The organism is Pseudomonas sp. O39 (genome assembly GCF_045447295.1).
GTDB lineage: Bacteria > Pseudomonadota > Gammaproteobacteria > Pseudomonadales > Pseudomonadaceae > Aquipseudomonas > Aquipseudomonas antarctica_A.
Window position 1 is genome coordinate 125,155 of record NZ_JBJGXV010000015.1, and the last position, 21,267, is coordinate 146,421.

At 59.7% G+C, this 21,267-nt stretch carries 21 protein-coding genes and 3 pseudogenes; 17 read left to right on the top strand and 7 right to left on the bottom strand.

Features of this window, described 5'->3' with window-relative positions:
• Positions 1-74: 74 nt before the first annotated feature.
• From argH to ACI77D_RS19475, 7 genes are all read left to right on the top strand, one after another.
• Positions 75-1,502: an argininosuccinate lyase gene (gene argH, locus ACI77D_RS19445; protein WP_064453806.1), complete on the top strand. Its 1,428-nt coding sequence runs from the start codon at positions 75-77 to the stop codon at positions 1,500-1,502.
• A gap of 105 nt (positions 1,503-1,607) precedes the next feature.
• Positions 1,608-2,486 carry an amino acid ABC transporter permease gene (locus ACI77D_RS19450; RefSeq protein ID WP_017134649.1) on the top strand — a complete coding sequence of 293 codons (879 nt, stop codon included), beginning with the start codon at positions 1,608-1,610 and terminating at the stop codon, positions 2,484-2,486.
• Positions 2,487-2,510: 24 nt separating this feature from the next.
• Entirely contained in the window at positions 2,511-3,275 is a 765-nt protein-coding gene (locus tag ACI77D_RS19455; RefSeq protein WP_064453807.1) for an amino acid ABC transporter ATP-binding protein, read from the top strand.
• 25 nt (positions 3,276-3,300) lie between these two features.
• The gene (locus tag ACI77D_RS19460) at positions 3,301-4,122 is read left to right on the top strand and encodes an ABC transporter substrate-binding protein (protein ID WP_262666097.1); all 822 of its coding nucleotides are present in this window, start codon (positions 3,301-3,303) and stop codon (positions 4,120-4,122) included.
• Positions 4,123-4,299: 177 nt separating this feature from the next.
• Positions 4,300-5,475 (top strand): MFS transporter, encoded by a 1,176-nt coding sequence (locus ACI77D_RS19465; RefSeq protein ID WP_259763503.1) that lies wholly within the window; start codon positions 4,300-4,302, stop codon positions 5,473-5,475.
• Between the two features lie 92 nt (positions 5,476-5,567).
• Positions 5,568-6,515, top strand: coding sequence for a hypothetical protein (locus ACI77D_RS19470; RefSeq protein WP_407017276.1), 948 nt, complete (start codon positions 5,568-5,570; stop codon positions 6,513-6,515).
• A gap of 106 nt (positions 6,516-6,621) precedes the next feature.
• Positions 6,622-7,002, top strand: a complete 381-nt coding sequence (locus ACI77D_RS19475; RefSeq protein ID WP_407017277.1) for a multiprotein-bridging factor 1 family protein — start codon at positions 6,622-6,624, stop codon at positions 7,000-7,002.
• Here ACI77D_RS19475 and ACI77D_RS19480 read toward each other — a convergent pair.
• The 3 genes from ACI77D_RS19480 to ACI77D_RS19490 all read right to left on the bottom strand — a co-directional run bounded on the left by ACI77D_RS19480 (position 6,932) and on the right by ACI77D_RS19490 (position 9,567).
• Entirely contained in the window at positions 6,932-7,489 is a 558-nt protein-coding gene (locus ACI77D_RS19480) for an AAA family ATPase (protein WP_407017278.1), read from the bottom strand. The two genes, ACI77D_RS19475 and ACI77D_RS19480, sit on opposite strands and share 71 nt — an antisense overlap.
• 182 nt (positions 7,490-7,671) lie before the next feature.
• Positions 7,672-8,400, bottom strand: coding sequence for a hypothetical protein (locus ACI77D_RS19485; protein WP_407017279.1), 729 nt, complete (start codon positions 8,398-8,400; stop codon positions 7,672-7,674).
• A 108-nt stretch (positions 8,401-8,508) separates the two neighbouring features.
• Complete coding sequence (locus ACI77D_RS19490) at positions 8,509-9,567, bottom strand: MBL fold metallo-hydrolase (protein ID WP_064453814.1); 1,059 nt, start codon at positions 9,565-9,567, stop codon at positions 8,509-8,511.
• Between the two features lie 122 nt (positions 9,568-9,689).
• Here ACI77D_RS19490 and ACI77D_RS19495 point away from each other — a divergent pair, with 122 nt between their 5' ends.
• The 5 genes and pseudogenes from ACI77D_RS19495 (at position 9,690) to ACI77D_RS19515 (ending at position 13,758) form a co-directional block, all read left to right on the top strand.
• Positions 9,690-10,316 carry a TetR/AcrR family transcriptional regulator gene (locus tag ACI77D_RS19495; RefSeq protein WP_407017280.1) on the top strand — a complete coding sequence of 209 codons (627 nt, stop codon included), beginning with the start codon at positions 9,690-9,692 and terminating at the stop codon, positions 10,314-10,316.
• Positions 10,317-10,506: 190 nt separating this feature from the next.
• Positions 10,507-11,565, top strand: coding sequence for a diguanylate cyclase (locus tag ACI77D_RS19500; RefSeq protein ID WP_407017281.1), 1,059 nt, complete (start codon positions 10,507-10,509; stop codon positions 11,563-11,565).
• A gap of 329 nt (positions 11,566-11,894) precedes the next feature.
• Positions 11,895-12,599 (top strand): annotated as a pseudogene (locus ACI77D_RS19505) (PAS domain-containing protein); the annotation flags it as partial.
• 111 nt (positions 12,600-12,710) lie between these two features.
• Positions 12,711-13,148, top strand: a pseudogene (locus ACI77D_RS19510) (methyl-accepting chemotaxis protein); the annotation flags it as partial.
• A gap of 76 nt (positions 13,149-13,224) precedes the next feature.
• Positions 13,225-13,758, top strand: coding sequence for a DUF1003 domain-containing protein (locus ACI77D_RS19515; RefSeq protein WP_407017282.1), 534 nt, complete (start codon positions 13,225-13,227; stop codon positions 13,756-13,758).
• Here the strand turns inward: ACI77D_RS19515 and ACI77D_RS19520 are convergent.
• A complete protein-coding gene (locus ACI77D_RS19520) occupies positions 13,755-14,639 on the bottom strand; it encodes a LysR family transcriptional regulator (RefSeq protein ID WP_407017283.1) in 885 nt (294 codons plus the stop codon). The genes ACI77D_RS19515 and ACI77D_RS19520 overlap by 4 nt on opposite strands.
• Before the next feature lie 80 nt (positions 14,640-14,719).
• Between ACI77D_RS19520 and ACI77D_RS19525 the strand changes: the two genes are divergently transcribed.
• Together ACI77D_RS19525 and ACI77D_RS19530 are read left to right on the top strand one after the other, a co-directional pair.
• Positions 14,720-15,427 (top strand): CTP synthase, encoded by a 708-nt coding sequence (locus ACI77D_RS19525; protein WP_407017284.1) that lies wholly within the window; start codon positions 14,720-14,722, stop codon positions 15,425-15,427.
• Entirely contained in the window at positions 15,424-15,744 is a 321-nt protein-coding gene (locus ACI77D_RS19530) for an antibiotic biosynthesis monooxygenase family protein (protein WP_407017285.1), read from the top strand. Before ACI77D_RS19525 ends, ACI77D_RS19530 begins: the two co-directional genes overlap by 4 nt.
• A 135-nt stretch (positions 15,745-15,879) precedes the next feature.
• Here the strand turns inward: ACI77D_RS19530 and ACI77D_RS19535 are convergent, their stop codons facing one another.
• Positions 15,880-16,203, bottom strand: a complete 324-nt coding sequence (locus tag ACI77D_RS19535; protein WP_064453822.1) for a DUF2025 family protein — start codon at positions 16,201-16,203, stop codon at positions 15,880-15,882.
• A 232-nt stretch (positions 16,204-16,435) separates the two neighbouring features.
• On the opposite strand from ACI77D_RS19535, the gene ACI77D_RS19540 reads away from it, so the two are divergent.
• Entirely contained in the window at positions 16,436-17,563 is a 1,128-nt protein-coding gene (locus tag ACI77D_RS19540; protein WP_407017286.1) for a glycerophosphodiester phosphodiesterase, read from the top strand.
• A gap of 99 nt (positions 17,564-17,662) precedes the next feature.
• On the top strand, positions 17,663-17,968 hold the full coding sequence (locus ACI77D_RS19545; RefSeq protein ID WP_016974715.1) for a PepSY domain-containing protein: 306 nt from the start codon (positions 17,663-17,665) through the stop codon (positions 17,966-17,968).
• Between the two features lie 191 nt (positions 17,969-18,159).
• Here ACI77D_RS19545 and ACI77D_RS19550 read toward each other — a convergent pair whose 3' ends face one another.
• The gene (locus ACI77D_RS19550) at positions 18,160-18,927 is read right to left on the bottom strand and encodes a methyl-accepting chemotaxis protein (protein ID WP_407017289.1); all 768 of its coding nucleotides are present in this window, start codon (positions 18,925-18,927) and stop codon (positions 18,160-18,162) included.
• 165 nt (positions 18,928-19,092) lie between these two features.
• A pseudogene (locus ACI77D_RS19555) lies at positions 19,093-19,845 on the bottom strand (methyl-accepting chemotaxis protein); the annotation flags it as partial.
• Between the two features lie 204 nt (positions 19,846-20,049).
• Between ACI77D_RS19555 and ACI77D_RS19560 the strand changes: the two are divergent.
• Positions 20,050-21,072 carry a transporter gene (locus ACI77D_RS19560; protein WP_064453826.1) on the top strand — a complete coding sequence of 341 codons (1,023 nt, stop codon included), beginning with the start codon at positions 20,050-20,052 and terminating at the stop codon, positions 21,070-21,072.
• Positions 21,073-21,267: the final 195 nt, after the last annotated feature.

Sequence of the window (21,267 nt, forward strand, 5' to 3'; positions counted from 1 at the left end):
CCTGACACTACGATCAGGACTTTTTACTTTTTGACTGCCTCCGACTCTTCTAAAAACAAGCGTGAGGAACACCCATGTCCCAGCCCACCGACCGCCTTTGGGGCGCTCGTTTCAAGACCGGTCCGTCTGCTGCACTGGCCGCGTTGTCGCGTTGCCCTGAGCGCTATTTCCGCCTGACGCCCTACGACCTGGCCGGTTCCCGTGCCCATGCCCGTGAGTTGCAGCGCGCCGGTTTGCTGGATGAGTCGGAGACCCTGCGCACCCTGGAGGCCCTGGACCGTATCGGTGAGGACTTCGCCGCTGGGCGCCTGCATCCAACCCTGGATGACGAGGACGTACACACCTTTATCGAACGCGTTTTGACCGAGCGCCTGGGCGCCTTGGGCGGCAAGCTGCGCGCCGGGCGTTCACGCAACGACCAAACGGCCAACGACCTGCGCCTTTTCCTACGTGACCATGCGCGCACCATCACCACTGAGGTGCTGGGTTTGCAGCAGGCGCTGGTGGAGCAGGCTGAGCAGCACGTCGACAGCATTTGCCCAGGCTTCACTCACTTGCAGCAGGCGCAACCGATTGTGTTTGCCCACCACTTGTTGGCGCACGCGCAGTCGATGTTGCGTGATGTGCAGCGCCTGGTGGATTGGGATGCGCGCACGGCGTTGTCGCCGTTGGGTGCTGCCGCAATGGCAGGCTCGGCGATTGCGCGCCAGCCCGAGCATTCGGCCAAGGAAATGGGCTACACCGGGCCGTGCGAAAACTCGATCGACGCCGTCGCCAGCCGTGACCATGTGGCGGAGTTTCTGTTTGTGGCGGGCATGCTCGGAGTGAACATTTCACGCCTGTCGGAGGAGTTTTGCTTGTGGTCGTCGCGCCAGTTTCGCTGGGTTGTATTGGACGATGCCTATGCCACAGGCAGCTCGATCATGCCGCAGAAAAAGAACCCGGACATTGCCGAACTGGCGCGGGGCAAGGCTGGGCGCTTGATTGGCAACCTGACCGGGTTGATGTCGACGCTCAAGTCGTTGCCGCTCTCGTACAACCGCGATTTGAGTGAAGACAAACACAGCGTGTTGGACAGCGTCGACACCTTGCTGCTGGTGCTGCCGGCGATGGCCGGGATGGTCGCAACGATGAAGGTGCAGGTGGAAGAGCTGCGGCGCCAGGCGCCGATGGGCTTCACCTTGGCGACCGAGGTGGCGGATTGGCTGGCCACGCGCGGTGTGCCGTTCAAGGAGGCGCATGAGATTACCGGCGCCTTGGTGCAGGCCTGTGAGAAGCATGAGATTGAATTGTGGGAAGCCTCGCCGGCGATGTTGGCGGAGGTGGATGCTCGGTTGCTGCCCGAAGTGCGTGACTGCTTGACCCTGGAGGCAGCGATTGCGGCGCGCAGTGGTTGGGGTGGGACGGCGCCGGAGCGGGTTCGCGAGCAGATTGGGCGGTTGAAGGTGGCGTTGGCTGAGCAGCAAAAGTGGGCTGAGAGTTATCAGGGGTTTCGGATTTAAGTCTGGCCATGTGTGGTGAGCTCACTGGCGCTATCGCAGGCAAGCCAGCTCCCACATTTGGACCGCGTACAGCAGTTAGAGCGTTATTAGTTTTGGAGTAACACCATGAACCAAACCCCGGCGGAGCGCTTGGAAGCCGAGCGCAAGTTGTCCGAGAACCAGTTCGATATCACGCAGTACGAGCACGTGCCGCGTCGCTATTACGGGCGGATGTTTTTTGCCACGTTGATCGTGATCGCCCTGGCCGCGTTGTTGCGCGCATTTGCCAATGGCCAGATCGAATGGTCCTACATCGGGCAGTTCCTCACGTCTGAGGCCATCCTGTGGGGCCTGGTCAACACCATCGTCATGTCGATTCTGGCGATGGCGCTGGGTGTGGTGATCGGGGTGATCACGGCGATCATGCGCATGTCGGCCAACCCGATCCTGCGGTATGTGGCCATCACCTACACCTGGCTGTTTCGCGGTACGCCGCTGATTTTGCAACTGCTGCTGTGGTTCAACCTGGCGCTGATTTTCCCGGTGATCGCGATTCCGGGCCTGTTCAGCATCGACACCGTCGACCTGATGACGCCGTTCGTGGCCGCCCTGCTCGGCCTCAGTATCAACCAGGGCGCCTACACCGCCGAAGTGGTGCGCGCCGGCTTGCTGTCGGTCGACACCGGCCAGTACGAGGCGGCCAAGTCCATCGGCATGCCGAGCTTGCAAGCCCTGCGTAGGGTGATTCTGCCGCAGGCCATGCGGGTGATCATTCCGCCGGTAGGCAACGAGTTCATCAGCATGGTGAAAATGACCAGCCTGGCCAGCGTGATCCAGTATTCGGAGCTGTTGCACAACGCGCAAAACATCTACTACGCCAACGCCCGGGTCATGGAGCTGCTGATTGTGGCCGGCATTTGGTACCTGGCGGTGGTGACTGTTCTTTCATTTGGTCAAAGCCGCCTCGAGCGTCGTTTTGCCCGCGGCGCAGGCAAGCGTTCGTAAGCCTGGGTTGAGGAGATTTGCCCCATGAGAAGCATCGTCAAGGCCGTCAACCTGAACAAGTATTACGACGAGTATCACGCGCTGCGCGACATCAATATCGAGGTCGAGCAAGGCGAAGTGATGTGCATCATCGGCCCGTCCGGCTCAGGTAAAAGCACGCTGTTGCGCTGTGTGAACCAGCTGGAAAAAATCGACAAGGGCGGCCTGTGGGTCGACGGCGAACTGGTGGGTTACCGCGTCGTCGGCAACAAGCTGCATGAGATGAACGAATCACAGATCGCCCGCCAGCGCCTGGCGACCGGCATGGTGTTCCAACGCTTCAATTTGTTCCCGCACATGACCGTGCTGCAGAACATCATCGAAGGCCCGGTGCAGGTGCTCAAGCGCTCGCCCAAGGAAGCCATCGAAGATGCGCTGGAGTTGCTGGCCCGCGTTGGCCTGGCGGACAAGCGCAATGCCTACCCGGTGGAATTGTCCGGCGGCCAGCAACAGCGTGTAGCCATTGCCCGTGCGTTGGCCATGCGCCCCAAGTTGATGTTGTTTGACGAACCCACGTCAGCCCTCGACCCGGAGCTGGTAGGCGAAGTGCTGTCGGTGATGCGCGATTTGGCCACCAGCGGCATGACCATGATTGTGGTCACCCATGAGTTGGGCTTTGCCCGCGAAGTCTCCAACCGCATGGTGTTTATGGACGCCGGCCAGATTGTGGAAGCCGGCAGCCCCGAAGAAATTCTAATAAGCCCACAAAACCCGCGTACCCAAAGCTTTATTTCTGCCGTTCGCACTTAACTAAAAAACTAACGAGAACGCCCCCATGAAAACATTGTTTATCCCAACGTTGCTCGCAGGCCTGATGGCTTCCACCTGTGTATTGGCGGCATTGCCGGCAGCAATCAAGGAAAAAGGCGAGATCAGCGCGGCCATCGTGCCGAACTACCCGCCGATGGACTTCAAGGACACCGCCACCAACAAGCTCACCGGCCTGGATTTCGACCTGGGCAACGCCCTGGCCGAACGCCTGGGCGTGAAGATCAAGTGGCAGGAAACCGGCTTCGAGCAAATGCTCAGCGGCCTGACCACCAAGCGCGTGGACATCGTGCTGTCGGGCATGAGCGACACCGCCGAACGCCAAAAGGCTGTGACCTTCATCGACTACTTCACCAGCGGCCCGCAGCTGTACACCCTGGCCAAGCGTGAAGACCTCAAGGCATTGACTGACCTGTGCGGTAAAAAAGTCGGCACCAGCCGCCGTACTACCTGGCCGTCGGAAATTGCCGCATGGAGCAAGGAAAACTGCGAAGCGGCGGGTAAGCCGGCCATCGTGGTGATCGGCACTGAAGGCTCGGCGGATGCACGGGCGCAGTTGCAGCAGAACCGCCTGGATGCGGCGATGCAGGGCAGCGAGACGATTCCTTATTTGATGTCGCTGGACAAGGGCAAGTACAAGCCGGTGGGCCTGGCGATTTCCAAGCAGTTCACGGGGCTGGGGATTGAGAAGAGCAACACCGAATTGGTCACGGCGATCAGTGAAGCGTTGCAGGGTATGATTGAGGATGGGACGTACGGCAAGATCCTGAAGAAATGGGACCTGGAGCAGGGTGCGGTCGAGAAAATCAGCATCAACGCCGGCCAGTAAACACCACAAACTCCTGTGGGAGCTGGCTTGCCTGCGATAGCAGTGGATCAGCTTGCATCTACATCGCCTGACTCACCGCCATCGCGGGCAAGCCCGGCTCCCACAGGGGATCTCCATTGAGCTTTAGAACAGTGCTCGGCTCGGCTGCGCATTTATGACAAGGACATCCGCCCCACCGTGGCCACCTACTCCCTGGTAATCCGCCGCCTGATGATCTGCTCGGTGACCATCGTGGTCAGCCGCGCCATGACCAGTCCCTTGCTGGCCTTGCTGCTGAGTACCCGACTGGGTCTCAATCAACAGGACATCGGCCTGCTGATGGGCATCGCTGTGTTCATCGCCACACTGCTCGGCCTCTACGGCGGCTACATCATCGACCGCCTGGAAAAGCGCAAGCTGCTGATCCTGGCCATGCTCTCCAGCTCCATCGGTTTTCTGTTGCTGACCTTTGCCAGCAACCTCTACCTCACCACCCTGACCCTGGTCATCACCGAAGCCGCGTCGGCATTATTCCTGATCGGCTCCAAGGCCATCATCAGCGAGAACCTGCCCGTCGGGGATCGCGCCAAGGTATTTTCACTGCGCTACACACTGACCAACGTCGGCTACGCCACCGGCCCGATGGTCGGCGTGGTGATCGCCGGCCACATGCAACTGGCGCCGTTCCTGATCGCCAGCGCCATTGCGTTTGGCAGCCTGTTCCTGATGATCGGCATCCCGCCCACCCAACGGGACGACAGCAACAAACCCTTAAGTTTTCTGACCACCCTGCGCACGTTGCGCAGCGACCGCACGCTGATCCTGTTCACCAGCGGCAGTTTGTTGAGCACCATTGTCCACGGGCGCTACACCCTTTATCTGTCGCAGTTTTTGCTGGTGGCCTACAAGCCGGCCGAGGCGCTGAAGATTCTGTCGGCGGTGCTGGCCTGCAATGCCATTACCGTAATTTTGATGCAGTACCAGATCGGCCGCTTCCTCAAGCGCGAACAACTGCGCTACTGGATCGTGCTGGGCACCCTGCTGTTCATTGCCGGGCTGATCGGCTTCAGCCAGGCGCACAGCTTGCTCACGTGGTGCCTGGCGATGTTCGTGTTCACCTTGGGCGAGATGATCATCTACCCCTCGGAGTTCCTGTTTATCGACACCATCGCCCCGGATGCCCTGCGCGGCAGCTACTACGGCGCGCAAAATCTGGCCGCATTTGGCGGGGCGATGAGCCCGGTGATTTGCGGTTATCTACTGATCAATGCGGCACCCGTCAGCATGTTTTATGCCCTCGGCGCACTGACCGCCGTGGGCGGCACCTTGTGTTTCCTGAGTGGACGGCGTGTAGCCAGCACGCCTCATATCTAAATGTGGGAGCACGCCCGCTCCCACACTTTTGATCTCCTTAAAGGCGAAGTTTTGCGTAATATCCAGCAATTCATCTCACGGACCCGAGCCCCATGAAATTCGACACGGCCTACAGCCTGAGTCTCGATGACAAGCTGTCGATCTACGACGTACGAGACCTGAATTTCGACGAAACGGCCGACTTCGATTCCGACAAGGACCGTTTCCTGTGCCCCAACGATGAATGCCGCGCGGCATTTGATACGGGCAATACGTTGAGCACATTCAACGCGAAAAACGTCAATTACCTGCGCACACCGCACTTCAAGAACAAGACCAGCACCCGGCATATCGACGGCTGCCGCTATGCCAGCACGCACAAGACCGCCGCCGGCGAAAGTGACGACGAGCGCGAGGACAATTTCCCATCGGAATTTGTGCTGACACGGCGTCAGTACGAACGTAAAACGCCACGGGTTGGGTCCGAGGCCAGCGCCCCACAAGAGCCAACGAAAGCGCCTTCAACCCGCTCAGAACCATCCCACAGCGCCAGCGATTCAACCCCGGACAAAACCAGCGTATTCGCCCACCCGGTGGAATGCTACGTGTCGAACATCGACGACAAGGACAGGCTCAAGGCCATGCCGCTGAAGATCGGCGAGCACACCGCGACCTACTGGACGTTTTTCAAGAAAGTCGAATACCTGCAGGACAACAACGGCCTGATCTACTGGGGCAGGATCAAGGCGATCAAGGACTACACCAGCAGCTTTCGCATCGACTTCGAAAAGAAGGTGTGGCTCGACAAGAAGCCCTACTCGGTCAATGTCTACCTGAGCAAAAAACTCATCGAGAACTACCGCAAGCGCAAGGTGTTCCTTGAGCAGATCAAGGCGGCGGTGGACAGTGAGCGGCCGCTGTACTGCTTCTTCTACGGCGTAACGCCGGCGTTGAAACAGGTGCCCAGCAAGAAGAACCCCGAGCAGACGTTCGGGGTGTTCAGCGCGAATATCGAAAACCTCGATCACCTGATCATTCGGGAGGCGCCAGGGGTGGAATGAGGGATAGCTGAAACGCTATAAAAAAATCCAGTTGATGAGCGGTCAAAACAACTGTACAAAAACACAGTATAGTTTGCCCTCCCCCGTCGAATCCTGGAGAAACCCCATGTCCTCTCTGGCAATGAGCTCTTTAGTAGAACAACAGATCGTCCTGCATCAATTCACCGCCAAGCACAGCGTGCAGGCCCGCGCGATGCTGGGCTGGAGCCGGGAAGACCTGGCCCGCCAGGCCGGGCTGGCGGTGGAAGCGGTTCAACGCTTTGAAAGCCAGGCCGATGCGGCTGATGAAACCCGCTTGGCATTGGCATTTCGGCTGGAGGCTGAAGGGCTGGTGTTTTTCCCGGGGTTTGCGCCGGGGTGGGGCATGAGTGCACGCAGGTTTGACCGCCCCCAGGCCGAGCCCAGCGCACAAGGCATCATTTCGCGGCTGATGGGCTCAACAGCGGCATCAATTGATTCACCAACGCCGCAACCGAATGGTGCGTAGAGTCCAGCCGGATCACCGGGCAGGTCAATGGTTTCAGCCAGCTTTCATGCCGACGCAGGCTGCGTAGGCTGTGGTTGCCGTCATCGTAACGGGCAGCCCAGGCGAGGAAAGCCACACTGTTTTCATGGCGGCTGCCTCCCGCCAGCACCCTGTCGCCGTAGCGTTGCACTTCACGCAGGCGCAGGCGGCTCAGGCGTATTTGCGGGTCCACACGCAGGAATACCACATGCGTGAACTGCGGGATCATGGCATCGCCCCAGCCGCACAGTGAGCCGGACACCACCCAGCCCTCGAGGTCGGCACTCTGTTCCACCAGCAGTCGGGTGCGTTCATCCCTCAGCCGAGCGACGGTGAAGGGCTCCGAGGTTTGCTGCCAGTAGAAGTCGTCGGAGTCAAAATAAGCGACATTCAGGCGTTCGGCCAAAGCCCTTCCCAAGCTTGTGGTACCGGCACCCGCCGCGCCGAGGATGTGGACTCTGTAGGTCATGGCTTCCCTCAATGGCATTGAGTGTCATCACTCAGGCTTGCCGCGCCCGGCGCAACATTTAAAGCCCAGGTTTCGCGCTGATTTGAGCCGCCTGCTCGATGCCAGTCTAAGAACTGCAGCCCCTAAGACGTTAAGACCCTCGCCATTCATATCGTAGGAGAGTTCAGCGCGCCACGTAGTTGCTACGGATGGCCTGACACGCAAGCGCTCATCTGTCGAAACGCGCACAGCAGCGTGGGCAGCGCATCACGCGCCCACCGGGCGCCATAAACCCAGAGTTTGGCGCCCTCTTCCAAAGGTTCGCACAGCGAGGGATACCCGTTTGTACAAGCCCCGTGAAACGCGGCGCTCTGCTCGTCAGATACCAAAGCGTCCAGGCGATGCGCTGTCACCAGCTCATCAATTTCATTAGAACGCTGCTGGCTGAATTGAAGGTTGTAATTCTCACGTCTGGCGTCCACCGGCACCAATTGCGCACCGGCCTGACGCAGAACCTCAAAGGCACGGCGCAAAGCCGCGCTGTGTTCGACGGGTTCGCGTTGGTCGCCGCACACATACCGATCAGCAAACCCGATGCGCCACCCCGACAGCATTTGGGAAGGCGTGAAGGTGGTGTTGTTCAGCACCAGGGGGACCTCCACCATCACCGGCCCGGTGGGGTCGACATCACTCACGGCGATGAGGGATAAGGCAGGGTCCCGCACGGCTCGCATGAGTGGCGCCAGGGTGTTATAGCCAGGAATGGGCGCGACGCCCCTGGAGTGCTCGGCAGCGAAGACGATACCCGCCAGGTTCGCTTTATCGGGGTGAGAATGAACGGGCACATGCGCCGAGCTAATCTCTTCGCCAGTCAATGGCTCCAGGTGACAGGGCATACCCAATTGCCAATGCGTCCTACAATCTTTTTCCATCAAAACCTGCACCCCGGGAATAACTTTCCCGGGATGATCGCACTCCCATCTGGCGTTTGTCGCAGGGCGGAAACACCCTGAAAAGACCTTTTTTAAAAGCCCCTTGCCTCAGCCCGCAGCGTGCTCTTGCGCGCCTTGAGTTTCTACGTCCAACCACCAGGCATGCCCGCGTTCGGGCTGGTTCAAGCTGAACGCCTGCCCCATCGCCGGCGTGGTAATCGACACGTTGCGCTCCCAGGCCAGGGCCATGATGCGGTCGAACGGTTCGTGCCAGGCGTGAAACGCCAGGTCAAAGGTGCCATTGTGAATCGGTAGCAGCCAGCGGCCCTTGAGGTCGATATGGGCTTGCAGGGTCTGTTCCGGCTGCATGTGCACGTGGGGCCAGTCGACGTTGTAAGCGCCTGTTTCCATCAACGTCAGGTCAAACGGGCCGTATTGTTCGCCGATACGTTTGAAGCCATCGAAGTAACCCGTGTCGCCGCTGAAAAAGATCCGCCGCGCGCCGTCGATCATTACCCAGGAACACCACAGGGTCTGGTTGCCATCAAACAGGCCGCGCCCAGAAAAATGCTGCGCCGGCGAGGCGATAAACCGAATGCCATCGACCTCGGTGCCTTCCCACCAATCCAGTTGCCGGACTTTGCTGGCATCCACGCCCCATTTGACCAGAAGGTCGCCCACGCCTAACGGCGCGAGAAAGTAACGGGTTTTGTCGGCGAGTTGGACCACGGCGTTGCGGTCAAGGTGGTCGTAATGATTGTGGGAAAGAATCACCGCCTCCAGCGGCGGCAAGTCTTCAAGGCTGATAGGCGGCTGGTGGAAGCGCTTGGGGCCGGCCCAACTGAACGGTGAGGCACGTTCGGCGAACACCGGGTCGGTGACCCAGAATTTACCGCGCATTTTCAGCAGTACGGTGGAGTGCCCCAGGCGGAACACGCTGTGATCGGGAGCGGCCAACAGCAGCTCACGCGTCAAGGCTTGCACCGGGATCTTGCCCACCGGGCGCGTACTGCGCGGCTTGTTGAACAGCATGTTCCAGAAAATACGCAACGTCTTGCCAAAGCCGCCATGCTGAACCGGGGCGTCGTTGCTGAAATTTCCTTGCGCCTGCTCGGCAGGCTTGAGCGCCGCAGGCGCTGGGTCGAGACGGGTTGATATCGTGGCCATTGCAGAGTGACTCCTACGGTCCGCTCATGAACTACACTGCACAGTGTAGTTTCTAGATTGCAACAAAACGCGAAGCAAGTAAACTGCCGAGTGTAATTTCCTCTAAGAGCCGAACGCCCCCCATGACTGCTCCCCTGCGCCTCACCGACCGTAAACGCGAAGCCATCGTGGCAGCTGCCATCGCCGAGTTTCGGGCTAACGGGTTCGAGGTCACCAGCATGGACAAAATCGCCGCCACTGCAGGTGTTTCCAAGCGCACGGTGTACAACCACTTCCCCAGCAAGGAAGAGTTGTTCGCAGAAATCCTCCACCAATTGTGGGCCAGCAGCGTTGCGCAGTTGGACGTGAGCTACGCCAGCGACCGACCGCTGCGCGATCAATTGCGCGGGTTACTGCAAGCGAAGGTGCAGATGATGTCGGACACCAATTTCCTCGACCTCGCCCGTGTCGCGATTGCCGCCACTATCCATTCCCCGGAACGCGCGCAAGACATGGTCAACCGCCTGAGCAAACGCGAAGAAGGCTTCACCCAATGGGTACGTGCCGCACAGGACGATGGCCGACTTTCCTGCACCGACCCGGCCTTCGCTGCCCACCAGATACAAAGTCTGCTCAAAGCCTTCGCCTTTTGGCCCCAAATCACCCTGGGCCAACCTGTCCTGGATGCCGCCAGCCAGGCCAACGTGATCGAATCGGCTATCGATCTGTTCCTGGCGGGTTATGAAGTCAGCGCTTCCCGCCCGCAGTAAAACCCGATTGCATGAACCACATTCCAGGCTCTTTTTGCGTATTCACCGGTTGTGCCGCGCAAATGGCTTGGAAGGACACTGATTATTCCCACTCGAATAACTGACAATATTCACACTTATTATTCGAGCAACGGCTCTAACCGCTGACGCACGCTGTTGCATCTGCACAAAAGAGCTGACCCGGAACACTATGGAAAACAGATTAGGCAAAGGGCTGTCATTTGCCAGACGTATCTACAAGCCAAGAATCATCGGCCTGGGGGTTGGTTGTATCAGTGTCGTCGGCGCTCTTTACCCTCTGGCGATGCCAGGCTGGGTCTGGGCGTTCCTGCTATTCAATGGTGTTGCCTGGGCACATGTGGCGTACCAACTGTCCGTTCACTCGCCGTTTCCGTACCAAGCCGAACAGCGCAACCTGCTTTATGACTCGTTGTTCGTCGGCTTCTGGGCCGCCGCCGCCCAGTTCAGCCCTCTGACGGCCGTGACCATTATGTCAATGATGACCATGAACAACGTCGCCGCCGGCGGCAAGCGCCTGTTTCTGCGCGGGCTGCTGGCACAGGCCGCCGGCGTCGGCATGGCGTGGGGCTTGTTCGGCATCAAGTTCAACCCCAGCGTCAGCCTCATCCAGGTCTACACCTGCCTGCCGATGTTGGCGCTCTACCCGGTGGCCATCGGCATGGTCTGCTATCAGTTGGCGATCAAGCTGTCGGAACACAAGCGCGCCCTCAGCGCCCAGAGCCGCATCGACAGCCTGACCGGCCTGCTCAACCATGGTTCGTGGAAAGACCTGCTGAACCTCAAGTTCCATAAGTGCCAGCAGCAACACGGCCAAGCCACGATCGCCCTGATCGATATCGATCACTTCAAACAGATCAATGACACCTACGGCCATATCGTCGGGGATGCGGTATTGCGTCAGTTGAGCCAGAAATTACGCCTGCATCTGCGACAAAACGACTTGGCTGGCCGTTATGGCGGCGATGAGTTCTGTGTGATTCTTCCGCAAATGCCGCTTGAAGAAGCGGCGCAGGTCATGGAACAGATACGCGAACTATTTAGTAACTATCGTAATCCGCAGATCCCTGAGCTGCGCGTGAGCCTGAGTATCGGCCTGGCAGACTTCCGCCCTGTCTACAGCGATGCCGCCATGTGGCTCAACGCCGCGGATCGCGCGCTGTACGCGGCCAAGGACACAGGCCGTAACCGGGTTACTGTCAGCGACTACGTCATCGCTCATTCAGCCTAAGTTGTCATATAACATCTCGTCTGAATCTTCTGTCAGCACCCCACGGCGATAGCATAATGCCTCCATTGGTCGCCTGCCCCATGATGGTCCTGCACGGGCAGCGAACTTCTTGGCAGGCTTATCACTCTGAGTCCGTTGTTCAACCCCCTCTGTCAGCATCAGGAAGCTGACAATGAGCAAGTCAACCGTAAGGCCCAGGGCCGTACGGGGTCAGGCGCACATTCATGGATACTTTAGACGCGTGCTTCCCCGAGCCCTCGAACATGCTATTCAACGCCCATAAAAAAACCATCAGTACCCTGCAACACACCAACGCCCAGCAAGCCAGCATGCTGGATGCCATCGAACGCTCCATGGCAGTGATCGAATTCGACCTGCAGGGCGTCGTGCTGCGGGCCAATGACAATTTCCTCAAGACCATGGGCTACCGCGCCGAACAGATCGTGGGCCAGCCCCACCGAATGTTCTGCACGCCCGCCTTCGCCCGCAGCGCCGAGTACAACCAGTTGTGGACGCAATTGCGCAATGGCCAATTTCAGTCCGGCACCTTCGAACGGGTGGCTGGCAGCGGACAGTCGGTGTGGCTGGAGGCCAGCTACAACCCGGTGCGCAATGACACGGGCCAGGTGATCAAAGTGGTGAAGTACGCCATGGACGTCACACCGCGCCTGCAAACCGAAAGCGAAGCCAACGCCAAACTGGGCGCCATCGACCGCGCCATGGCGGTGATCGAGTTCAACCTCGACGGCACCATCATCACGGCCAACGGAAACTTCCTGCGGCGCATGGGTTACACCCTGTCGCAGATCCAGGGCCAGCATCACCGCGTATTCTGCAAACCGGAGCTGGCGAATAGCTCGGCATACAGCGAGTTCTGGAAACGTTTGAACCAGGGCGAGTTGTTCAGCGGCCAGTTCGAGCGCATTGATAAAAACGGCCAGACCGTGTGGCTCGAAGCCAACTACAACCCGGTCTACGACGCCAGCGGGCGCCTGTGCAAAGTGGTCAAATTCGCCTCCGACGTCACCGCCAGGGTGCAACAGCATGCCGCCGACGCCGCGAGCGCCAACCAGGCGTACCACATCTCCATGAACACCCGGGACATTGCCGAAAAAGGCGCCGACGTGATTCAGCAAACCGCCAGCGGCATGCGCGCGATCGCTGCCGACATTGACGGTTCCTCGCAACTGATCGCCAAGCTGGGCGAGCGTTCGCAACAAATCACCGCCATCGTCAACACCATTCGCGGGATTGCCGACCAGACCAACTTGCTGGCGCTGAACGCGGCCATCGAAGCGGCGCGCGCCGGTGAGCAAGGCCGTGGCTTTGCCGTGGTGGCCGATGAAGTACGGCAATTGGCGGCACGTACCAGCGGCTCGACGGCGGAAATTTCCAGCATGATCGCGATGATCCAGGACGAAACCCGCCAAGCCATCGAGAGCATGGACAGCACCCGCGACCGTGCGGCGCTTGGGGTCGACCTGGCCAACCGTGCAGGCACGGTCATCCTGCAAATTCGCGAGGGCACTACCGAGGCGGTGCAAGCGGTGAGCGCGTTTGCCAACGAGCGGGGCAATCACTGACCGGTTCTTCATGTGCCTGGCTGGGGGCTCGGTCTATAGTGCTTGCTTGTCTTAACGCTTAGGATTCGAGCCCGCCATGACCCCAGACGTCACGCCCCCTGCAAAGCCGCAAGCTGCGCCCGTCGACCACTTGCGTTTCCACCGAGGCCACGCCCACCTGGCGACGACCTTCGGCAACGACACCTTCGCCCTGAAGGCCGAAGCCTTCGCGCGCTTCTTTGGTACCCCGACGTTCCTCGGCGCGCAAACCGTGATCGTCCTGGTGTGGATCGTGCTGAACATCACCGGCATCACCCAATTCGACGTGTACCCGTTCATCCTGCTCAACCTGGCTTTCAGCCTGCAAGCCGCCTATGCCGCGCCGTTGATCCTGCTGGCCCAGACGCGTCAGGCCGCCCGCGACAAAGCCCAGTCCGACGCAGACGCGCAACACCGCGAAGCCATCGCCATCGCCAACACCGAACGCCAGGCCCAGGCCGAACAGACCACCCAGCAACTGCTGGATTTGCTGGAACAGAACACGCGGCTGACGGAAATGACCAAGAAGCTCACCGAGCGTATTGAGACCCTGACGTGCGAAATGCATGAACACTTTGTGCGAAAACCCTAACGACGCGACCAGCGCACATGCCGTCCCAACTCATCAAACAACGCGACCACCGAACGCAGCGCCCGGCAATCCGGGCGCGTCAACAACCACAGCGCCGTGTCACGTCCCGCCAGAGTGGGGCCCAGGGGCTGCAAACCATCCGCCAGTAGAAAATCCGGCAGCGCAGCCACCCCCAGGCCCGCGCGCACCAGTTCGGTGACCGACAACATGCTGTTGCAGCGATAACTGGGGCGCACACCCGGCAGGTGCTCGCGGCGCCAGGCGACGGTGGGGTGGTCAGGCAGGAAGTCATCCGGTGCGATCCAAGCCAAATCGGCCAGCTCCCGCCCTTCGTGCCGCCGCACGAAATCCGCACTGGCGCACACCTGATAGGCCACCGTGCCCAGGCAACGGCCGACAAGATGTTCCGGCGGTGTCTTGGTCAGGCGCAGGGCGATATCCGCATCGCGACGGCTGAGGTTGGCAAAATCGTTGGAGGTGCTCAGTTCCAGCGTCAACGCCGGGTAATCGGGCATGAACCGCGCCAACGCCGGCAACAGCAGGCCTTGCAACACCGAGTCGGTGCAGGTCAGGCGCACGGTACCGCTGATCACTTCACCGCCCTGCTCCACCCCAATGCGCGCCGCCTCCAACGCTTGTTCTGCATGCTCGGCCTGCTGCGCCAGATTGCTGGCCAAGCTGGTGGGCAGGTAGCCGGCGCGGCTTTTCTCAAACAAGGTCTGGCCCAGCGCCGCTTCCAATCGCCGCACCGCGCGGAACACCGTGGACACATCCACCCGCAACAGTGCCGCCGCCCGTGCCAGGGTGCCGCGGCGAACCAGGGCGAGGATCAGCGACAGGTCGGAGTAGTCAATTTGATAGTGCGTGGCTGCATTGAGCATATGGGCAAACGCCAATTTTGATTGCGTGAGCGCCAATCTATAGTGTGACCCAGGACACAACAAGCCATGGGACGTACACGATGAAAGCCACAACCTTGCACCTCGCCCTGATCGGCGATTACAACCCCGACGTGATTGCACACCAGGCGATACCCGTGGCGCTGCAACAAGCAGCCGACACCTTGGGCTTGAGCGTTCACGTGCAATGGCTCGATACCGACTCGATCACCCCCACCCGCGAACTGCATGGCTTTGACGGCTTCTGGTGTGTGCCCGCCAGCCCCTACCGCGACACCGACGGCGCATTGCGCGCGATCCGTTTTGCCCGCGAGCAACGGCGCCCTTTCCTCGGCACTTGCGGTGGTTTTCAACACGCGGTGCTGGAATATGCCCGCCACGTGCTGGGATGGGCGGATGCGGAACATGGCGAGCTGGCGCCCGAGGCCAAGCGCGCGGTGATAACGCCACTGAGCTGCACGCTGGTTGAGGCCACCGACACTGTGCGTCTGGCCCCCTACACCCGCATCGCCGAGGCCTACGGTACGCTGGATATCCACGAAGGCTATCGCTGCCGCTACGGCGTGAACCCGGACTTCGCCAGTGCCTTGCTCGAAGGCGACTTGATCCCCTGCGGCCATGACTCGGCGGGTGATTTGCGCGCCGTAGAACTGCTGGACCACCCGTTTTTCGTCGCCACCCTGTTCCAGCCGGAACGCGCAGCACTCAAGGGCGTCACTCCGCCGTTGGCGCTTGCCTTGCTCAAGGCCTGCCAGGCTGTGTACCGATGATCGCCAACACGCCCGCTGCCCCCTATTACGCGGTGATTTTCAGCTCATTGCGCACCGAGGGTGATCAAGGCTACGGCCAGGCGGCTACCCGCATGCGGGAACTCGCGCGCGAACAACCGGGATTTCTGGGGGTGGAATCGGCACGTGAAGACGGCTTGGGGATCACCGTGTCCTACTGGAACAGCGAGGCGGCGATCCTGGCCTGGAAACAGCAAGCCGAACATCGCGCCGTGCGCGAGCAAGGGCGCTCCACCTGGTACTCGGCGTGTCACACGCGTGTGTGCAAGGTGGAGCGAGCGTACCTGTTTGAGCGTTGAAAATGTGCCCCCTGTGGGAGCTGGCTTGCCTGCGATGGCGGTGTGTCAGCCAACCGATGTAGAGGCTGACCCACCGCGATCGCAGGCAAGCCAGCTCCCACCTTTGATCTTCAACGTCTGTAGAGAAGCGTTCGCTTAGCTGACCAAACTGCGCAATGCGCTGATCTGCGGGATTTCCACCCGGCGCATGTACACGCGCAATGGCTCGCTGATGTTAATGCGGTCGTCAATGTTTTGGTCCAGCAACAACTGAAGGCGTTCGCGCGACAGGGTCATGGTGTCGTCGGCGGCGGGTAGCCAGACAAACTCAGCGGTGGGAATGATGCCGTCATCGGCCACATCCATGCCAAAAGAGTCTTCGCTGAAACGCACGATGTACTGGCCGGTTTTGCGATTAAGGCCGACAAAACCATGGAGGTGGTCGGCCGCCTGGCAGATAAGTTCGGACGTGATGCGCATGGTAAACCTCACTGAAAAGTCCCACTGGGACTGGAAAGATGGTTTACACGCGTGGCAGAAAATACCGCCCTCTAATGGGGCAGCTTGGGCCAAGAATACTGCAATGCACCACAAAAAAACCCAGAAAAATGGCCACTGCGCACGTTAATGTCGGTTTGGTGATAGCGCCTTTCGCAATCAATTGTTAAAAAGGACGCCTTCTCAAAGTTACCTCCACGAAAGGACTTCGCATATGCCTGTCACGTTTTCCAAGAGCGCCTTGCTGCTCGCTCTGATGCTCGGCCTTGGCCAGGCACAGGCTGCCGACCCGATCAGCCCGGCTGAATTGGCGACAAACGAAGGCATTCCGTACCCGGCCGTCATCGCCCACCGTGGCGCTTCCTACGACGCCCCCGAATCAACCGCCGCTTCCTACAAGCTCGCACGCGACCTGGGTGCCGACTACCTGGAAATGGACCTGCAACGCAGCAAGGACGGCGTGCTGTTCGCCCTGCACGACAACAACCTGCAGCGCACCACCGACGTGGCCACCAAATTCCCGGAGCGCAAAGACGCTACCGCCAACGAATTCACCTGGGCTGAATTACGCACCCTGGACGCCGGCAGCTGGTTCAACGCCGCCTACCCGGACCGCGCCCGCCCGGCGTTCGTTGGCTTGAAAATCCAGAGCCTGGACGAAATCATCAAGATCGCCGAAGGCAACCCGCAGCACAAACCCGGCCTGTACATTGAGACCAAGGAGCCCAAGCAATTCCCGGGCATCGAAGCCGACCTGAAAAACAAGCTGCTGGACAAGGGCTGGTTGAGCTCCGCCGGCTCCAAGCTGGGCAAGAGCAACACGGGTGTGGGCCAGGGCAAAGGCCGTGTGGTGCTGCAAACGTTTGAAAAAGACAGCTTGAAAGAGCTGCAGAAAGAAATGCCCAACACCCCGAAAATCCTGTTGCTGTGGGTGGGCCCAGGCAGCATCGAGCCGAAATCCGCGCAGACCTTCGCTGAATCCGGCGAGCCGACCAAAGCTGCTTACTACGCCAAGCAAGAGCCGAAAGACGCGGCCGAGTTCGAAAAATGGGTCGATGAAGCCAAGAGCCTCGGCGCCATCGGCACTGGCCCTTCGGCCGAGCTGACCAACCATGGCGACCAGAGCTACACCGACCTGGTGAAGCCTGAGATGAACAAGCTGACCCACGACAAGGGCCTGCTGGTGCACGTCTATACCGTCGATGAGCCGGTGGACTTCGAAAAAGTGATGAAAGCCGGCGTCGATGGCGTTTTCACCAACCGCGCCGCCGAACTGCTGAAGTTCTACAAGCGCTGGCCGTCCTCGAGTGTGCAGGATTTGCTGAAGGACAACGGCTACTGAGTGAGTCGGGCCTTGGTGTCAGTGCGCCATTAAGGATGAGTTAAGTTGCGCCGGTTAATCTGGCGCCACTTAAACAGCTCACCCAGAAGGACATACACCATGAAAACCCTGACCGCCCTGTTCGCCGCAACCGCCCTGACCCTGACTGCCGGCCTGGCCCAGGCTGACGTTCGTCCGGATCACATTGAAGGCCTGCTCAAGTCCGGCGCCGTCATGCCGTTTGAGAAACTCAATGCCGCCGCCGTGGCCACCCACGCCGGAGCGAGCATCACCGACACTGAGCTGGACCACAAAAACGGTGTACTGGTTTACGAAGTTGACCTGACCGACACTGCTGGCAAGCGCTTTGAAGTGAAGCTCGACGCCAAGACCGGCGCCGTGCTGGAAAACAAGCAAGACACCTGAGTCAACTGCCAAAAAAACCGCGCCACGTTTAACGTGGCGCGGTTTTTTTATGGGCGCTCGCCAAGTGATCAGTGATCATGACTGGCCTGGGGTTATACATCGTCGAGCAGAACGCCCAGGCCCACGGCGGTGAACTGAGCGTGTCCACCTAGCAGAGCACGGTGTTCAGCTTCAGCCTGCCGCCCCTCTTATCAGGCGCCCAGACGCGCCGTCACTTGATTGAGCTCGGCCGACAACCCTCGCAGGTTCTGGCTGGCCGCTTCAGTGCGCTGCACATTGTCCATGTTCGCCGTGGCCACAGTGGTGATTTGAGTGATATTGCGCGAGATATCTTCGGCCACCGAGGTCTGCTCCTCGGCTGCCGTGGCGATTTGGCGATTCATGTCACGGATCGCCTCTACGGCCAGCGTGATGTGATTGAGCATCGCACCGGCCTGGGAGACTTTTTCCACACTCTCATCGCTGCACGACTGGCCACTGACAATCGCCTCGGCCGCATCCACCGCGCCGGTTTGCACCGCGTGGATAATCTGGTTGATCTCAATGATCGACGCCGCCGTGCGTTGCGCCAGGCTGCGCACCTCATCGGCCACCACCGCAAACCCACGGCCCGCTTCGCCTGCCCGCGCCGCTTCAATGGCGGCGTTGAGTGCGAGCAGGTTGGTCTGCTCGGCGATGCCGCGGATCACTTCCAGCACTTTGCCAATGCGTACGCTGTCGGTTTCCAGGCGACGGATGATGGTGCCGGTGTTGAGGATTTCATTGCGCATCTGGCCAATGGTGGCGATGGTGACCTTCATCACTTCGCCACCTTCGCGGGCCGAATGATCCGCCTCATCGGCGGCGCGCGAGGCACTGGCCGCGTGGCGTGCAACCTCTTGGGCGGTGGCTGACATCTCGGTCATGGCGGTGGCCACCTGGTCGGTGCGGTTGAATTGTTCATGGGTACCGTTCGCCATCTGTCCGGCGATCGAACTCAACTCGCCGCTGGCACTCACCAGGTCAGTGGCGCTGCGCTGCAAGCGGTTGAAGGTTTCGGCGAGGAAGTCACGCAGCGTATTGGCAGCGGCGGCCAGATGGCCCAGTTCATCCTGACGGCGACTGGCGACACGTTCGGCAAAACGACCGTGGCTCAGTTGGGTCACGTAGTCGATCAGGCCGCGAATCGGCAGGATCAGGTTGCGGTTGATCAGCCACAAGCTGAACAGACCGATCACCACACCCGACAGCAACATGATTGCCAGCCCCACCATCACCGTGCGTTCGGTATAGGCGCTGATGGCTTGGGCCTGCTGGCTGCCCTGCGCGCGCAGGTCACTGACCAGGGTGCTCATCTGGTCGCTGGTGGCGCGGTCCACACCTTTGACAGCGTTGTCGCCGGCGGTCGGGTCGGCACCGGCAGCCATGTAGGCATCACGCCCCTTCTGGTAAGCCACACCCAACTGCAAGTGTTCCTGGCGCAGGCTGTCAATGCGCCGGCTCAGGCCGGGGTCATTCTGAGTCTGGCTGACCAGCCGAGTGAGAATGCCCTGCACATCGCGTTGCCGGTCCTGGAACTGGCCCCAGTATTTTTCCAGGTCCTGGGGCTGTTTGCCGCGCAGCAATACGTTTTTCCACTCCTGCACTTGCACCTTGAATTGCAGGTTGGCTTCGTCAATCAATTGAGAGGTGAGCAAGGGCCCATCGATCAGGCTGCGATAACTTTGCACGCCGTTAGAGAGGAAGTTGAAACAAGCCAGTGCGATCAACAAAATCGCCAGCAGACTGCCGCTGAGCAGCGACAAAATTTGTGCTCTCAAGGAAGTGCGCAAAATATTCATGGGGGGATGCCTCAGAACAAGGAAAAAGGTGCAAGCACGCCATAACGTCCCTGTCATCAAGACTTAGCCCATTTGCAGCGGGCCTTAAGCCTTGAGTCGGCCGTTCTAGAGGCTTCTTGAACGATTTCTGACAGGTGGTCAACAAAATGTCATTTCAACGAAATAAACCGCAAACCGTCACAATTTTGTCAAATTTCCTTGCAATGATTCGCCCACGCGAACCTGTGAAACGTCCTACAGGCGCTTTCTCTGCGAGCCTCCATGAACCACAGCATCGACCACGGCCATCAGGATCCCGATCTGTTTGGCCTGCTTTACGGTTTTCGTTTTCGCCCCGGTGAAAAAGGTGAGCAGATTGACTCAGCCACCGCGCTGGCGGCGTTGAAAGCGCCGCAAGACCCGGAAGAGTTCCTCTGGCTGCACCTGAACCTGGCTCACGCGGCGTGCGAGCGCTGGATGAAGGCCAACCTGGCATTGCCGGATGAGTTTTTCGAAGCCCTGCACGAAGGCTCGCGCTCCACCCGTATCGAGCATGTCGACTCGGCCCTGCTGGCGGTGGTCAACGACGTGGTGTTCAACTTCAGCAGCATGGTCTCCTCGGATATCTCCACGCTGTGGGTGTGCGCCCGCAGCCGCTTGCTGGTGAGTGCGCGCCTGCAACCGTTGCACTCGGTGGATAAATTGCGCTCTTCGGTGAAGGCCGGTGAACGCTTCCGTTCGCCGCTGGAATTGTTGGTGCATTTGTTGCGCGACCAGGGCGAAGTGCTGACGCAGATCGTGCGTAAAACCAGCCTCAGCGTCGACCAAATCGAAGACCAGTTGCTGTCCTCACGCCTCTCCACCAACCGCGCCGAACTCGGTGCTGCGCGCCGCGTGCTGGTGCGCCTGCAACGCCTGCTGGCGTTGGAACCGGGGTCGCTGCTGCGCCTGCTCAATCGCCCGCCGCAGTGGCTGCAAAAAGAAGACGTGAAGGAATTGCGCAAATCTACCGAGGAATTTGCACTGATCATCAACGACCTGATGGCCTTGGGTGAGCGCATCAAGCTGTTGCAGGAAGAGATCGCCGCCAACCTCAACGAGCAAAGCAACCGCACGCTGTTCACCCTCACGGTGGTGACGGTGCTGGCGCTGCCGATCAATATCATTGCCGGTTTTTTCGGCATGAACGTGGGGGGCGTGCCGCTGTCGACTGACCCGGAAGGGTTTTGGATTCTGGTGGCGTTGGTGGCAACGTTTACCTTGATTGCCGGGCGCTGGGCGTTCCGCAAACGCAAAGATTACTGACCCCCATCTCGACCTGAAAGGGGATCAAGTGTGGGAGCTGGCTTGCCTGCGATAGCGGAGTTTCAGTCGACAGATATATTGACTGAACCACCGTCATCGCAGCATAGGTATCTACACATCTTTTTTTACGGGTTGAGTGCTGTGGTTGTCGGGGGGCGCTGAGTACATATCCGTTGTTTGGGTCACGGCTGCTTA

Coding starts and splice junctions, on each gene's coding strand:
- argH (WP_064453806.1), top strand. CDS start 75: ATGTCCCAGCCCACCGACCGCCTTTGGGGCGCTCGTTTCAAGACCGGT.
- ACI77D_RS19450 (WP_017134649.1), top strand. CDS start 1,608: ATGAACCAAACCCCGGCGGAGCGCTTGGAAGCCGAGCGCAAGTTGTCC.
- ACI77D_RS19455 (WP_064453807.1), top strand. CDS start 2,511: ATGAGAAGCATCGTCAAGGCCGTCAACCTGAACAAGTATTACGACGAG.
- ACI77D_RS19460 (WP_262666097.1), top strand. CDS start 3,301: ATGAAAACATTGTTTATCCCAACGTTGCTCGCAGGCCTGATGGCTTCC.
- ACI77D_RS19470 (WP_407017276.1), top strand. CDS start 5,568: ATGAAATTCGACACGGCCTACAGCCTGAGTCTCGATGACAAGCTGTCG.
- ACI77D_RS19475 (WP_407017277.1), top strand. CDS start 6,622: ATGTCCTCTCTGGCAATGAGCTCTTTAGTAGAACAACAGATCGTCCTG.
- ACI77D_RS19480 (WP_407017278.1), bottom strand. CDS start 7,489: ATGACCTACAGAGTCCACATCCTCGGCGCGGCGGGTGCCGGTACCACA.
- ACI77D_RS19485 (WP_407017279.1), bottom strand. CDS start 8,400: ATGGAAAAAGATTGTAGGACGCATTGGCAATTGGGTATGCCCTGTCAC.
- ACI77D_RS19490 (WP_064453814.1), bottom strand. CDS start 9,567: ATGGCCACGATATCAACCCGTCTCGACCCAGCGCCTGCGGCGCTCAAG.
- ACI77D_RS19495 (WP_407017280.1), top strand. CDS start 9,690: ATGACTGCTCCCCTGCGCCTCACCGACCGTAAACGCGAAGCCATCGTG.
- ACI77D_RS19500 (WP_407017281.1), top strand. CDS start 10,507: ATGGAAAACAGATTAGGCAAAGGGCTGTCATTTGCCAGACGTATCTAC.
- ACI77D_RS19515 (WP_407017282.1), top strand. CDS start 13,225: ATGACCCCAGACGTCACGCCCCCTGCAAAGCCGCAAGCTGCGCCCGTC.
- ACI77D_RS19520 (WP_407017283.1), bottom strand. CDS start 14,639: ATGCTCAATGCAGCCACGCACTATCAAATTGACTACTCCGACCTGTCG.
- ACI77D_RS19525 (WP_407017284.1), top strand. CDS start 14,720: ATGAAAGCCACAACCTTGCACCTCGCCCTGATCGGCGATTACAACCCC.
- ACI77D_RS19530 (WP_407017285.1), top strand. CDS start 15,424: ATGATCGCCAACACGCCCGCTGCCCCCTATTACGCGGTGATTTTCAGC.
- ACI77D_RS19535 (WP_064453822.1), bottom strand. CDS start 16,203: ATGCGCATCACGTCCGAACTTATCTGCCAGGCGGCCGACCACCTCCAT.
- ACI77D_RS19540 (WP_407017286.1), top strand. CDS start 16,436: ATGCCTGTCACGTTTTCCAAGAGCGCCTTGCTGCTCGCTCTGATGCTC.
- ACI77D_RS19545 (WP_016974715.1), top strand. CDS start 17,663: ATGAAAACCCTGACCGCCCTGTTCGCCGCAACCGCCCTGACCCTGACT.
- ACI77D_RS19550 (WP_407017289.1), bottom strand. CDS start 18,927: ATGGCGAACGGTACCCATGAACAATTCAACCGCACCGACCAGGTGGCC.
- ACI77D_RS19560 (WP_064453826.1), top strand. CDS start 20,050: ATGAACCACAGCATCGACCACGGCCATCAGGATCCCGATCTGTTTGGC.